The following is a 12705-nucleotide window of genomic DNA, read 5'->3' on the forward strand; positions in this document are numbered from 1 at the left end:
ACAAACTTTTTTTGTTTTGGGTAAGAAAATTACGAAATAAGGCATGATTTTCTAGGGCATAGCGAAGAAAAACGGCACCCATGGGTGCCGTTTGTAATGAAATAACGGAAAGTAGCCTTATTTTGTGACTTACTCTTCGATTTTGGCACCATTTTCCGTGCCAGTGATGACGACATCAGCACCTCGGTGAGCGAATAAACCGACGGTTACTACGCCGACAATCCCATTAATTTTATCTTCTAATGCTTTAGCATCAGTAATTTTTAATCCGTGCACATCCAAGATAACGTTACCGTTATCCGTTATTACGCCATGGCGATAGGCTGGATCACCACCAAGTTTAACCAGTTGACGTGCCACATAAGAGCGCGCCATTGGGATCACTTCAACTGGAAGTGGGAATTGACCTAGAACATCGACCGCTTTTGTACCATCAACGATACAAATGAATTTATCCGCAATCGCGGCAACGATTTTTTCTCGAGTGAGCGCAGCGCCGCCGCCTTTGATCATATCGCGCGCAGGGTTGATTTCATCTGCGCCATCAACATAAATATCGAGTTGATCAACATCATTGCAGTCGAACACTTCAATACCTAGGCCTTTTAGCTTCTCTGTTGAGGCGATAGAACTTGAAACCGCACCCTTAATATCATCTTTAATCGAACCCAGCGCATCAATGAAGTGATTCACCGTTGAACCCGTACCCACACCAACGATGCTGCCTTTTTCTACATATTTGAGTGCGGCCCAGCCGGCGGCTTTTTTCATTTCATCTTGAGTCATGCCAATCTCCTGATATCGATTTATAGTGACGGTAATGTTGCGGGGCGATTATAGCCTCAATAATTTATGATTCCCATTGCCAGATTTGGCTTGGAGTCACTATTTGAGGTAAAGGTATATCCCATGCTTCGCTCGGCAGATGAGTCACTTGTTGGCAATCATGAGCTAAGCCTATGGGTAGGGCACCTTTACCCGTTTTAAACCAAGCTTCTAACGTACGATCATAATAGCCGCCGCCCATCCCGAGCCTTTGCCCTGTTTGATCAAAGGCCACCAATGGTGTGCAGATGATATCTAGCTCATTTACTGGTTTGATCAATGTTTGGTTGAGCTTGGGTTCGGCAATGCCGTATTTATTTCGCGTCATTATGGTTTGAGCATCATAGCGCAAGAACAATAAATTCCCACTCGAGAAGGGGTGTAAAACGGGAAGATAGGTCTGTTTGCCTTGTTGCCATAACCACGCTATGAGCGGTTGTGTTTCAAGCTCACCATCGGTTGCCAAGTAGAGGGCAATGTGCTGACTCGTTAAAACTTCAGGCAGTGTTGAAAAACGAGAGACAAGTTCAATTGAAGCGTGTTTTTGCTGCGTAGGTGATAGCTGTTTACGCCGCTGGCGGATGACTTGACGAAGTGTGTGTCGAGTGTTTTGCATAAGGATACCCCAGAGTGCCGTTGCGGATTTTGGCCCTTGAACCAGCTGGTTCAAGGCGGATCAGCAATGGTAACCGCAGGCTTCTCGGTACGAGCCGAGCTTGCTCAATAGCTACCAAGTACTAACCCTTTGGTGTTGCTTATCGGCTCAGGGACTTAAATCCGGCTGACAAACACTCTAGGGTAAATTTGGTTACGCTGGTAAAGACTACTGCTGTCCTAGCTTCACTTTACTGATGGCATCTTCAAGAGATGCAGCGAGCTGTTCCATGCGCTCGGTTAATTGATTTTGTTGGCCTAGGCTCTCATTGTTTTTGGTTTGCAATTCATAACAAATGTTGAGCGCAGCAATCGTGAGTAGCTTTACCTCATTGGTAACTTTAGTACGCTCTGCCATCTCTTTCAATCGGTTATCAAGATCTTGCGCCGCTTGGATTAAAGACTGCTCTTGTCCCGCAGGGCAATTCACACGAGTCAATTTTCCTAAAATTTCTACGTCTACCGCTTGATTACTCATGATGGATGAACTCTTATCGCGCTGTCTAAGATGGTGCCACTCACATGCCCATCGAGGTGGAAACTATAGGTAAAGCGGCCCTAAGATTCAAGCTTTTCAAAGCGAGCAGTAAAAAATGAGGGACTAAAAACACAGTTATTAGGCAAATTGAGTAAAAGCTACCCACAATTAACGCTTTGAGCATTTTCGCATTGGAAGCTAAGTGGTAGGATCGCGCTTATTTGATTTTATTACGAGCTTCCCATGAGCGAAAAAAAACTACCGGATTATCTTTCTCTTGCCACTGCCCTTCAATCTGCAGCACTTGCGGTTAACCCTGCTGAGTTGCATGGGTTGCTAACGGGCATGCTGGCCGGTGGTCTGGGCTTAAATGATAAGAGCTGGCAGCCACTTATTTTTGATTACACTAACGAAGGTATGGGTTGGCCAGATCGTCCGTTGACATTGGCTGAACAAGTACTCACCTTTACAATCGAAGAGCTCACTGGTAGCGGGATGGAGTTGTCACTACTGTTGCCAGATGAAGAGGCGAGTGCCAGTGTATTTGATTTGGCTGATGGCGTAGCCGACTGGGTAAATCACTTTATTTCTGGGCTTGGCTTGATTGGGGTTGTTTTGAAAAAAGCGTCCGCAGAGACTAAAGAGGCCTTGGCTGATCTAGAAGAAATTGCCAAGCTAGGTATTGATGAAGAGGATGATTTGGATGAGCAAGCTCAACTTTTGGAACACGTTATCGAGCATGTAAAAGCTTGCGTGTTAACAATTCATGCTGAATTTGGTATCAAACCTCTACAAGAAACTCAGCCGACCGTGCATTAAAGAGAGGTTACTGTGAAGCAATTTGATGTGATTATCGCTGGTGGGGCGATGGCTGGTGCGACACTGGCGTTGGCCTTAGATACGCTTTCTCAAGGAAAGCTTGCGATTGCTGTGGTCGAAGCGCATCCGTTGGATGATAAGCTCGCCCATCCCGGCTTTGATTCGCGTTCAATTGCTTTATCCTACGGTAGCGTGCAAATTTTGCAAAATCTCTCCTTGTGGCAGTCTCTGCAAGAGGTCGCCACCCCGATTACACATATTCATGTGTCGGATCGATCTCATATTGGGATGACCGATATCACTTGCCAGCAACTCGATTTAGAAGCATTAGGTTACGTGGTTGAATTGGCCGATGTTGGGCAGATTTACGCGCAAAAAATGCAGCAGAGCCCGCATATTGAGTTATTTTGCCCAAGCGCGGTTCAGCAAGTGGAACGCAGTATGGATAAGGTCACTGTCACCCTTAACGATCAACGAACGATCCAAGCTAAGTTATTGGTCGCAGCTGATGGGGCGATATCGACCTGCTGCGAGCAAATCGGCCTCATCCAACAAGAGCATGATTTTGAACAGGTCGCGGTTATTGCTAATGTTGTGAGCTCAAAAGCTCACCAAGGACGAGCGTTTGAACGATTTACCGCCGATGGTCCTGTCGCGTTATTACCAATGAGTGATCATCGACTCTCTTTAGTTTGGTGTTTACCTCCCGCGAAAGCCCGGCAAGTTTTTTCACTCAGTGATGAGGGTTTTTTAGCACAGCTTCAAGATGCGTTTGGTTGGCGTTTAGGGCGAATGAATAAAGTAGGCACTCGTGCCTGCTATCCATTACAACTGCGTTATCGAGAGCAGAACATTTCACATCGTTTTGCCATTGTGGGCAATGCCGCTCAGACATTACATCCGATTGCGGGCCAAGGTTTTAACTTAGGTATTCGAGATGTGGCAAGCTTGGCGGATGAGCTTATCAAGCAGCAAGCCGATGTTGGCTGCTATCACGGCTTACAGGCTTTTTCCCAACGCCGAGAAGCGGATCGTGATGCCACCATTAAGCTGACATCATCCCTGGTGCATCTCTTTTCCAATGATTGGCTAACCACTCGCATTGGTCGCAATGTAGGCCTCATGATGATGGATAATTTACCGTGGCTGAAAATGCCGCTACTGCGCCGAACGCTTGGCGTAGTGAATAGATAAAAGGGTCTGTATATGATGCAAAGTGTCGATATTGTCATTGTGGGTGGCGGAATGGTTGGACTTTCACTGGCCGCCGCATTAAAGCATAGCGAACTGCGCATCGCCGTGATTGAGGGCCGAGTACCCAGCCTTGAACTTGCAGAGCTGCCGGATGTGCGAGTCTCCGCCTTAAGCCGTTCCAGTGAAATCATGTTGCGAAACCTTGGTGCATGGCAAGGCATCATTTCTCGTCGCTCTGCGCCTTATTCGGCGATGGAAGTGTGGGAACGCGATAGTTTTGCGCGGATCGAATTTAGTGCCAATCAAATGACTCAGCCGGATCTGGGACACATTGTTGAGAACCGCGTCATTCAATTAGCCTTACTCGAACAAGTACAAAAGCAAGCGAATGTGACACTCTTTATGCCCGCTCAATGCCAATCTCTGGCTGTCGGAGAAAGTGAGGCGTGGCTAACGCTCGATAACGGTCAATCACTCACCGCAAAATTGATAGTAGGAGCCGATGGCGCAAACTCTTGGGTTCGTCAGCAACAAGACATTCCATTAACCCATTGGGATTATGGACACAGTGCGCTGGTGGCAAATGTCCGCACGGTGGAACCACATCAATCGACGGCAAGGCAAGTGTTTACACCACAAGGTCCGCTGGCCTTTTTACCTATGTCTGATCCTCATATGAGCTCAATCGTTTGGTCTACAGAGCCCAACCGAGCGCAGCGCTTGCTCAGCCTGTCTGAGCTCGAATTCAATAAGATACTGACCGCTGAGTTTGATCATCGTTTAGGTTTGTGTGAGGTGGTCGGTGAACGTGCTGCTTTCCCACTTAAAATGCGTTATGCCCGAGATTTTGCTTTACAACGAATCGCACTCGTTGGTGATGCGGCACACACCATCCATCCGCTAGCCGGGCAAGGTGTTAATTTAGGTTTACTTGATGCTGCAAGCTTAGCTCAAGAACTACTCGCGTTGTGGCATCAAGGTGAAGATATTGGCTTGCTCAAAAATTTGCGAGGTTATGAACGTTGGCGAAAAACAGAAGCCGCCAAAATGATTGCCGCGATGCAAGGTTTCAAAGATCTTTTTGAAGGTGATAACCCGGCGAAGAAACTGATCCGTGGCATTGGCATGCAGTTGGCTGGACAACTTCCTGGAGCCAAAGATGAGATTATGAAAAGAGCACTGGGTTTAAAAGGTGATTTACCTGATCTTGCAAAGAGTAAAATGGTGCTGCTTGAGCCCTAACAGTGATTAACCTAATGATGGCAAAAGGGCTGGCTTATGGCCAACCCTTTTAAAATTCTTTAATGAAACTCGTATTATGCGTAGGCGCAGCGTAGTCTCATGATTTCCTGATTCACTTCCTTCACCGTCTGAAAGTGGCGCTTGTCTGCGCGCTCTGGCAAGATCAGTTTGCCATTATCGAATTCAAATTTTCCAACCCCGTAAATATAGATTCTTCCTTTAAAAAGCCGACTTACGTGTTTAGCTATCATACCTGGCGTATAGCGCTTAAACAGTCTCATACTTCGATCCTTCTGTTATTCTAACACTGCAAATTATAAATAAATTGCGCCTCTAATAGTGTGATTGCCATAGAGGAATATGCAGTTATTGATGACTATTTTGGATATTTGTGCTGCCGTAGGCAAAATGTTGGATAAATACCCATGTTTGCGTGATTATCTCCTCAAAATAGTGCTAACAAAAAATGCTCAGTGCACCATTCACTTGGTGCATATTAAGCACGACAAATATTACACTTTAAAGAATAGCTGCTGTTTATGGAAAGTGTTAAATTTTGGTTAAGAATAGCCTAAAAAAAAGCCCGCTTAAATAATAGGCGGGCGAATAGTCACAGATGCATTACACAAAAAGTGGATGTCCTGAAACAATCAGTGGATTCACTTTTTTGCTGGGCAGGACAACTTTTCGTTTGCCCTGACCAGCATTATTAAGAGTACGTCAAAATAAACCTTGTGACTATTTATGTTTTAAGGATGACTAAAAATTCACCCCTGATGTTGTGTGATTTAGAGAGCGATCACGTGCCAATGTAATGGATTACATTATTGCATTCTTTTTCCTGAAATTTATTCGAGATAGGCGATTGTTAGAAAGCATACGCCTCGTAAAGAGGCGCATGGTCAATATGAGGAAGAAGCTTATTCGTCAGTAAGAGAGTAAGGGAGAGCTTGCATAAACCAACGAGTGTTTGGTTGGCTTGCAAGACGAAACTCAGTTTCTGGCTCGAGATTGTTTGGTAAGACTACTAAACCGATAGCGGTATTATCAGCAAACGTGTAATGAACCATTAATTGCCCAGCACTACGCCAGTTTTCTCCAACTGAGCGTTCGATCATGATTGGTTGATCATTACTTAGCGGTTGCTCAATGTTGCCTTGAAGGATGTACATTGCACGCTTATTAATACCTCGATATTTAGCGCGAGCGACGGTTTCTTGGCCTGTATAACACCCTTTGTTAAAGCTGATACCATTAAAGGCCTGAAGATTAACGGCTTGCGGTATGTGCTCATTTTGATCCGCTTGACCAAGGACGGGGACTGCTTCTTCGATATCAAAGCGAGTCCACGTTTCCTCGGTGACTTTCAGTGCTTCACTTTGCGTCATGAGCTGTTGCGCGGTTTGCTCTGAAACAAGTAATAGCCAACGTTGGGATGAAATTTTGATGGCGCTACCACCGTCAATCAAACGCACCTCACCTTCATCCGCCGTTAATGTGTTGATATATTGCTCAGCTTGTTCGCCCATAACACCCAGTGCGATGTCTTGGCTCTGGCTGATATTGACCTTAGAAAAAATAGCGTATTTTTTCAGCTCTCTTAATTCAGCCTCTATCGCTGATAAAGGCTGGAACATCGCATAACCATCGTGATGGTGGAACAGGCGAAAGACCGACCACACTTTGCCTTTCGCATCACAATGGGCGCCTAAGGTTGACTGTGTTGGTTCAAGAGTGACGACATTACAGGTCACTTGGCCTTGCAAATAGGCTTTTTTATCATTGCCTGAAATGATGATAGCGCCCCAGGATGCAAGATGAGTCAGCATCAGTGGTGGAAGTGAGTCATTGGCGGTTACTGCGAGAGGTGTCAATGTGTTTTGCCAGTCCATAGTCGTTACCTAAAGAGAATCTTGAGCCCCATGTTAATCCGGAATTTTTTTTTTGTCAGCTTGAACAGGGACTGTGACTCATCTACTAGTTGTATCTTCATCCAGTTGATACACTCAACGCAAATAAACATAAGGTGAGGAAAACCGATGTACACCACTGAAGAAAAAGCAAGAATCAAGTGGGCATGCCGTCGTGGAATGTTAGAGCTCGATGTGGTTGTGATGCCGTTCTTTGAAGAGTGCTTTGATTCTCTGAATGAAAATGAGCAACGAGATTTCGTTTCCCTACTTGAGTCTGACGACCCTGATCTATTTACTTGGATTATGGGGCATGGTCGTAGCGAAAATCTTGGGCATGCGGCAATGGTGGATAAAATTGTTGCTCACAACCTCAGCAAAGTGCGTTAATTTCGTATTATTTCCTTCCCATTTTGCCCGCATTACTAACTTCATTTGTTTGATGATAGCCGTGTGGGCATTATTGATATCGCCCATTCCACTTGTAACGCTCCCCTTATTTTACGCACCTCTTATCACGGCGCAAAAGAGTACCTCACTGTTAGTCCCTAGCTTAATCGGCCAATTCAAGCTCACGAGTCACGGTGAGTGGCAATGTGCCGACCAGAACCTGTCCATTGAAAAGGTTTCTACACAGTTTGCGTTTATGGTGTTGATCATTTATGCACAACAAGGTAAGCGCTATCTAGTGTGGCGCGACAGTTGTGTGGAAGCGGATTATCGCCGTTTATTGGTGCAGCTTCGGCAGGTTACCCATAACCAATCACCAACAATAAAGGAGCGATAAACGCTCCTTTATTCATTCGGTCAACTTGACGCTAACAGATGATCGTTGGCGAGGTTACTCGTCTGGCGTTAGGATAGTTGGGCCACTATTTTCGGCTAACTCTGGATAATCGAGCGTGTAGTGCAAACCGCGGCTCTCTTTACGTTGCATAGCACAACGCACCATCAACTCTGCCACTTGCAGTAAGTTACGCAGCTCAAGCAGGTTATTTGAAACGCGGAAATGACTATAGTATTCGTGGGTTTCTTGTTGCAGTAATTGAATGCGGCGTAGTGCTCGCTCTAAGCGCTTATCTGTGCGGACAATCCCCATGTAATCCCACATAAATAGGCGCAGTTCATGCCAGTTATGTTGGATTACGACCTCTTCATCAGAATTATTGACCTTACTTTCATCCCAACCGGGTAAGCTTGGTGGGAGCTGAGCCGTTGGTAATCCTTTTAAAATATCCTTTGCCGCTGACCAAGCATAAACGACACATTCTAATAGCGAGTTCGACGCCATTCGGTTAGCACCGTGCAAACCGGTGTAGCTAACTTCGCCGATCGCATACAGGTTATGCAGATCCGTTTTACCTTGTTTATTGACAATAACGCCACCACAAGTGTAGTGCGCCGCAGGAACAATCGGAATCGGCTCTTTGGTCATATCAATGCCCAAATCCATCAAGCGTGTATAAATGGTTGGGAAATGTTTTTCAATAAAATCGGCCGGTTTGTGGCTGATGTCCAGATACATACAATCAGCACCTAAACGCTTCATCTCATAGTCGATGGCGCGAGCCACGATATCACGAGGAGCCAGTTCGGCACGTTCATCAAAATCGAGCATGAATCGTGAACCGTCTGGGCGTCTTAAAAAAGCGCCTTCGCCACGTAATGCTTCTGTCAGTAGGAAATTACGTGCTTCAGGGTGGAAAAGACAAGTTGGATGGAATTGATTGAACTCAAGGTTCGCCACTCGGCATCCTGCACGCCACGCCATTGCGATACCATCACCTGAGGAAACATCAGGGTTAGAGGTATATTGATACACTTTTGAGGCGCCGCCCGTGGCTAAAACGACAAACTTAGCGCGGATCGTTTCAACGTGTTCCTCATTGCGGTTCCAAATATAAGCGCCAACCACTCTTTTTTTATCACCACCGATTTTATCTTCGGTGATTAAATCCAGTGCATTGTGACGTTCAAGGATAGTAATGTTGGGGTGATTATGAACATTGTCTTGCAAGGAGGTTTGCATTGCCATGCCAGTGGCATCAGCCGCGTGCAAGATGCGGCGATGACTATGGCCGCCTTCACGAGTTAAGTGATAGCGAGGTGCTTCATCACTGTCATTCTCTTCTCTGTCAAAAGGAACGCCGCCATCGATAAGCCACTGAACACACTCTTTAGCATGCTCGGCTATGAAACGGACAGTATCCTCTTCACAGATCCCTGCGCCCGCAATTTGAGTGTCTTCGACGTGTGACTCAATACTGTCTGATTCGTCAAAAACAGCGGCAATCCCCCCTTGGGCGTAATAAGTGGCACCTTCACTGCGTGGTCCCTTACTCAGTACAATGACTTTACTGTGTTTTGCTACGCGTAGTGCGAGCGATAAACCCGCTGCGCCACTGCCTACGACTAATACATCGCATAGATGTTCACGGTTTGCGTTCATAAAACTTTTAAATTCCCGAACTAGAGTAGAGTTGTCCAACTCTCATTTTAAATATGCATTGCATGTATCTATACTCTTGAAGTGATTCAGCCGCAAGGTTTATCCACTAACGGTATCGCTATGGCTTCAAGCCAATAGCAGTAGAGAAAGATTTGATGCAATACTTTGTAAATGCCATTGTCTTTCGTCTTATCGACCCTCACTATATTGGGGATCCCCTATAGTGAAATTAGATCACATTTATTGAATAATGCTTGGCAAATATTTTTAGACAGAATGGAACTTTCTATTCTCCCTTGAGTCACAATAGTGCTCATGTAAGCGGTGGTGTCAATACTACATTTTGCATAATGAATGCCCATATCTGAGAAGGTAAGGGGAATAACAATAGGAGTACAGGCTCGAATGAACGAGCAACTGACCGATCAAGTATTGATTGAGCGAGTTCAGAGTGGAGATAAGCAAGCGTTTAACCTTTTGGTTTTAAGGTACCAAAATAAAGTCTGCAACCTTATTTCTCGGTATGTGAGCAATTCCGGAGATGTAGCCGATGTCGCACAAGAAGCGTTCATCAAAGCGTATCGGGCTATCCCAAGTTTTCGCGGAGAGAGTGCCTTTTACACTTGGCTATACCGTATTGCTGTTAATACCGCTAAGAATCACATTGTAGCCCAAAGTCGTAGACCGCCCGCTAGCGATGTTGATGCTGAAGATGCTGAATATTACGAAAGTGGCAACGCATTAAAAGAAATATCGAACCCTGAGAACATTACGTTGTCGAAAGAATTGCAGCGGGTCGTTTTTGGTGCGATAGAAGCGTTGCCTGAAGATTTGAAAACTGCGATGACCTTGCGTGAACTGGATGGTTTAAGTTACGAGGAAATAGCAGAAGTCATGGATTGTCCTGTAGGAACGGTGCGTTCTCGCATCTTCCGTGCTCGTGAAGCGGTAGAAAAGAAAATTAAACCTCTTTTATAGCGCTCAAACTGGTAACGAAAATGGTGAATAAATAATGGCTGACAAAGAAAGACTTTCAGCACTCATGGATGGGGAAATGGTCGATAAAGCGCTCATTCAAGAATTAGAGCTCGACCAAGAAAGTTTGCAAACGTGGAAAAATTACCATTTGGTTGGTGATGTGATGCGTGGAGATGCCCCAGTCCGAGCTGAGTGGGATATTGCACAGAGCGTTGCATTAGCATTGGATGACGAGCCCGCACACAGTCGTTTACAATCTGCTTCGGTTATTGATTTTCGTGATGCAAGCCGTGAGTCTCAGCCGACGCCAGCTCAAGCTCGTCGGCAGTTACCGGCTTGGCTTTCCCAATTTGGCCAGGTTGCGGTTGCTGCGTGTGTGTCGTTTGTGGTGATTTTAGGTGTTCAACAATACGGTGGCCGTGATTCAGGAGTGAATCAAAACGACCAATTACCCGTACTGCAAACCATTCCGTTGGCTGGCAGCGCAGAGCCAGTGAGCTTAACGCGTGATTCAGTAGAGCGCCAAACCAGCGAAAGCCGCGTGCAAGAACAACGTCGCCGCGTAAACGCATTATTGCAAGACTACGAGCTGCAACTTCGCCTGAACAGTGAAAGTGCAAGCCCACATAACGATGTACTTGAATCGGTAGTTGAATGAATAAATTCCTGATCAGTGCACTGGCGCTGTTCAGTTTGAACTCTACATTAGCCTTTGCAGAAGACCAACCTGCAGAGGCTTTGTTGCTTCAAATGAACGAGGCCAGTCAGCATTTAAATTATGAGCTGTCTTACATTCTGATTAAGAAAAACAGCATCGATCCACTGCTGTATCGTCATGCAAGTCAAGGCGATCAGCAATTTGCGCATCTCGTTTATCTCAGCGGCCCGATCCGTGAAGTGATTCGCCGTGGCAATGAAGTGAGTTACATTGAACCTGGGGTAGAACCGTTCACCATTGAGTCAAGCACTATGGTTGCGCCGACGATTCCGATGCTAACCAGCAATGTCACTGAATTAGGCCGTTACTACGATTTCGTCAAAGTTGGCCGTGCACGTGAAGCGGGTACGGCTTGCCAAGTGGTGCGAGTGGTGCCGAAAGATGGCTTACGCTATTCCTATATTTTGTGGGTAGATGAAACCAGTAACTTGCCATTGCGAGCTGATTTAGTCGATCGCGACGGCGAGGTGCTTGAGCAATATCGCACTATCTCTTACGCCATTAGCGACAAATTAGCGCAGGCGATGCAAGGGCTAAATGACGTTGAGTTACCCGAAGTATTAACGTTACCGAAAGGCAACCTTACGGAAAGTTTTTGGCAAGTGAGTTGGAAACCTGAAGGCTTTGAACCCAAAGAGCTTAACCGTTATCGTATGGCGATTACTGAGCGTTTGGTAGAGAGCCAGATGTTCAGTGATGGGCTATTTAGTTTTTCTGTCTATATTTCCGATAGTGACAACCATTCGCTGAAAGGCCAACTGGTTCGTCAAGGCCGCCGTACCTTGCATAGTGTGGTGAAAGGAAACAATGAAATCTCAGTGGTCGGTGATATTCCACCGGCAACGGCGCAGCGCATTGCTCAATCGGTGACATTTGTCCAGCCTGCGGCGCCCTCAACAGAGGCAACCAAACCATGATGACGGCGTTAGCAACAGTCACTGCTGTTCAACCTGATGCTAAAGGGTTTCACGTTGAACTCAGTTGTCAGCAGCAGACCAGTTGCAGCAGTTGTTCGTCCTCCAAAAGCTGTGGTACAGGGATCGTATCGAAAGCGATTGGTAACAAAGCGCTGTTATGGCAACTCGATACGAAAAAACCAGTGAAGCAAGGCCAGACGGTTGAAATCGGTTTCCCCGAAAAAAGCTTGCTTCAATCGGCCGCCTTAGTGTATTTGGTGCCGCTTTTTATGATGATGTTTGGCGCTTGGCTGGGTGAGAGCCTCTTGGCCCCTTGGCTCGGTTTAGGTGAGGGCATCGTGATCATCACGGCCGCTGTTTTTATCGCGCTGGGGATCGGAATTGCCAAACGTTGCTCTGTGGTTCTTGAAAAACGATCGCAGCAAGAGGTGGTTTTGGTCCGAGTCCTTGGTGAACCTATCGCCTAATTTATGATGCGAACCCTACCGAAATTGGGTAGAATCGGCCAACTTTATGGAAAC

General features: G+C 46.1%; 15 protein-coding genes and 1 other RNA gene. 9 read left to right on the forward strand and 7 right to left on the reverse strand.

The window, feature by feature from the left end; all coding sequences use genetic code 11:
* Window positions 1-129: 129 nt before the first annotated feature.
* The 4 genes from rpiA to EXZ60_RS11420 form a co-directional block, all read right to left on the reverse strand.
* Window positions 130-786 carry a ribose-5-phosphate isomerase RpiA gene (rpiA, locus tag EXZ60_RS11405; protein WP_010319820.1) on the reverse strand — a complete coding sequence of 219 codons (657 nt, stop codon included), beginning with the start codon at window positions 784-786 and terminating at the stop codon, window positions 130-132.
* 64 nt (window positions 787-850) lie between these two features.
* Complete coding sequence (locus EXZ60_RS11410) at window positions 851-1441, reverse strand: 5-formyltetrahydrofolate cyclo-ligase (protein WP_026027284.1); 591 nt, start codon at window positions 1439-1441, stop codon at window positions 851-853.
* A 2-nt stretch (window positions 1442-1443) separates the two neighbouring features.
* A non-coding RNA gene (ssrS, locus tag EXZ60_RS11415) (6S RNA) lies at window positions 1444-1628 on the reverse strand.
* Window positions 1629-1648: 20 nt separating this feature from the next.
* A complete protein-coding gene (locus tag EXZ60_RS11420; RefSeq protein ID WP_010319818.1) occupies window positions 1649-1957 on the reverse strand; it encodes a cell division protein ZapA in 309 nt (102 codons plus the stop codon).
* Between the two features lie 243 nt (window positions 1958-2200).
* On the opposite strand from EXZ60_RS11420, the gene EXZ60_RS11425 reads away from it, so the two are divergent.
* From EXZ60_RS11425 to EXZ60_RS11435, 3 genes are read left to right on the forward strand one after another with little or no spacing between them, the layout of a single operon-like run.
* Window positions 2201-2776, forward strand: a complete 576-nt coding sequence (locus EXZ60_RS11425) for a YecA family protein (protein WP_094123782.1) — start codon at window positions 2201-2203, stop codon at window positions 2774-2776.
* A gap of 12 nt (window positions 2777-2788) precedes the next feature.
* Window positions 2789-3970, forward strand: coding sequence for a 2-octaprenyl-6-methoxyphenyl hydroxylase (ubiH, locus tag EXZ60_RS11430; protein WP_277435725.1), 1182 nt, complete (start codon window positions 2789-2791; stop codon window positions 3968-3970).
* Window positions 3971-3982: 12 nt separating this feature from the next.
* Entirely contained in the window at window positions 3983-5212 is a 1230-nt protein-coding gene (locus EXZ60_RS11435) for an FAD-dependent 2-octaprenylphenol hydroxylase (protein ID WP_094123780.1), read from the forward strand.
* A gap of 74 nt (window positions 5213-5286) precedes the next feature.
* On the opposite strand, the gene EXZ60_RS11440 is transcribed toward EXZ60_RS11435, so the two are convergent.
* The gene (locus EXZ60_RS11440) at window positions 5287-5493 is read right to left on the reverse strand and encodes a DUF1107 domain-containing protein (protein ID WP_010319814.1); all 207 of its coding nucleotides are present in this window, start codon (window positions 5491-5493) and stop codon (window positions 5287-5289) included.
* A gap of 639 nt (window positions 5494-6132) precedes the next feature.
* Entirely contained in the window at window positions 6133-7104 is a 972-nt protein-coding gene (gene ygfZ / locus EXZ60_RS11445) for a tRNA-modifying protein YgfZ (RefSeq protein ID WP_017042692.1), read from the reverse strand.
* 147 nt (window positions 7105-7251) lie between these two features.
* Here ygfZ and EXZ60_RS11450 point away from each other — a divergent pair, with 147 nt between their 5' ends.
* Both EXZ60_RS11450 and EXZ60_RS11455 read left to right on the forward strand, forming a co-directional pair.
* Window positions 7252-7512 (forward strand): succinate dehydrogenase assembly factor 2, encoded by a 261-nt coding sequence (locus tag EXZ60_RS11450; RefSeq protein ID WP_010319812.1) that lies wholly within the window; start codon window positions 7252-7254, stop codon window positions 7510-7512.
* Window positions 7460-7909, forward strand: coding sequence for a protein YgfX (locus EXZ60_RS11455; RefSeq protein WP_315903802.1), 450 nt, complete (start codon window positions 7460-7462; stop codon window positions 7907-7909). The genes EXZ60_RS11450 and EXZ60_RS11455 overlap by 53 nt, the downstream gene beginning before the upstream one ends.
* Window positions 7910-7963: 54 nt before the next feature.
* Here EXZ60_RS11455 and nadB read toward each other — a convergent pair whose 3' ends face one another.
* Window positions 7964-9571, reverse strand: coding sequence for an L-aspartate oxidase (gene nadB, locus EXZ60_RS11460; protein ID WP_017046483.1), 1608 nt, complete (start codon window positions 9569-9571; stop codon window positions 7964-7966).
* A gap of 405 nt (window positions 9572-9976) precedes the next feature.
* Between nadB and rpoE the strand changes: the two genes are divergently transcribed.
* The 4 genes from rpoE to EXZ60_RS11480 are packed head-to-tail and all read left to right on the forward strand — an operon-like array spanning window position 9977 to window position 12651.
* Window positions 9977-10549: an RNA polymerase sigma factor RpoE gene (gene rpoE, locus EXZ60_RS11465; protein ID WP_026027282.1), complete on the forward strand. Its 573-nt coding sequence runs from the start codon at window positions 9977-9979 to the stop codon at window positions 10547-10549.
* Between the two features lie 34 nt (window positions 10550-10583).
* Complete coding sequence (locus EXZ60_RS11470; RefSeq protein WP_017046484.1) at window positions 10584-11207, forward strand: sigma-E factor negative regulatory protein; 624 nt, start codon at window positions 10584-10586, stop codon at window positions 11205-11207.
* Window positions 11204-12184, forward strand: a complete 981-nt coding sequence (rseB, locus tag EXZ60_RS11475; RefSeq protein ID WP_017042688.1) for a sigma-E factor regulatory protein RseB — start codon at window positions 11204-11206, stop codon at window positions 12182-12184. The genes EXZ60_RS11470 and rseB overlap by 4 nt, the downstream gene beginning before the upstream one ends.
* Window positions 12181-12651 carry a SoxR reducing system RseC family protein gene (locus EXZ60_RS11480; RefSeq protein ID WP_017046485.1) on the forward strand — a complete coding sequence of 157 codons (471 nt, stop codon included), beginning with the start codon at window positions 12181-12183 and terminating at the stop codon, window positions 12649-12651. The genes rseB and EXZ60_RS11480 overlap by 4 nt, the downstream gene beginning before the upstream one ends.
* Window positions 12652-12705: the final 54 nt, after the last annotated feature.

Origin of the sequence: Vibrio sp. 1151_11 (genome assembly GCF_029478525.1) — a bacterium.
In the GTDB taxonomy this organism is placed as follows: Bacteria; Pseudomonadota; Gammaproteobacteria; order Enterobacterales; family Vibrionaceae; genus Vibrio; species Vibrio anguillarum.

What these genes read in the sequence shown, in the direction of transcription:
- rpiA (WP_010319820.1), bottom strand. Translation starts at nt 786, where the DNA reads ATGACTCAAGATGAAATGAAAAAAGCCGCCGGCTGGGCCGCACTCAAA.
- EXZ60_RS11410 (WP_026027284.1), bottom strand. Translation starts at nt 1,441, where the DNA reads ATGCAAAACACTCGACACACACTTCGTCAAGTCATCCGCCAGCGGCGT.
- EXZ60_RS11420 (WP_010319818.1), bottom strand. Translation starts at nt 1,957, where the DNA reads ATGAGTAATCAAGCGGTAGACGTAGAAATTTTAGGAAAATTGACTCGT.
- EXZ60_RS11425 (WP_094123782.1), top strand. Translation starts at nt 2,201, where the DNA reads ATGAGCGAAAAAAAACTACCGGATTATCTTTCTCTTGCCACTGCCCTT.
- EXZ60_RS11435 (WP_094123780.1), top strand. Translation starts at nt 3,983, where the DNA reads ATGATGCAAAGTGTCGATATTGTCATTGTGGGTGGCGGAATGGTTGGA.
- EXZ60_RS11440 (WP_010319814.1), bottom strand. Translation starts at nt 5,493, where the DNA reads ATGAGACTGTTTAAGCGCTATACGCCAGGTATGATAGCTAAACACGTA.
- ygfZ (WP_017042692.1), bottom strand. Translation starts at nt 7,104, where the DNA reads ATGGACTGGCAAAACACATTGACACCTCTCGCAGTAACCGCCAATGAC.
- EXZ60_RS11450 (WP_010319812.1), top strand. Translation starts at nt 7,252, where the DNA reads ATGTACACCACTGAAGAAAAAGCAAGAATCAAGTGGGCATGCCGTCGT.
- EXZ60_RS11455 (WP_315903802.1), top strand. Translation starts at nt 7,460, where the DNA reads ATGCGGCAATGGTGGATAAAATTGTTGCTCACAACCTCAGCAAAGTGC.
- nadB (WP_017046483.1), bottom strand. Translation starts at nt 9,571, where the DNA reads ATGAACGCAAACCGTGAACATCTATGCGATGTATTAGTCGTAGGCAGT.
- rpoE (WP_026027282.1), top strand. Translation starts at nt 9,977, where the DNA reads ATGAACGAGCAACTGACCGATCAAGTATTGATTGAGCGAGTTCAGAGT.
- EXZ60_RS11470 (WP_017046484.1), top strand. Translation starts at nt 10,584, where the DNA reads ATGGCTGACAAAGAAAGACTTTCAGCACTCATGGATGGGGAAATGGTC.
- rseB (WP_017042688.1), top strand. Translation starts at nt 11,204, where the DNA reads ATGAATAAATTCCTGATCAGTGCACTGGCGCTGTTCAGTTTGAACTCT.
- EXZ60_RS11480 (WP_017046485.1), top strand. Translation starts at nt 12,181, where the DNA reads ATGATGACGGCGTTAGCAACAGTCACTGCTGTTCAACCTGATGCTAAA.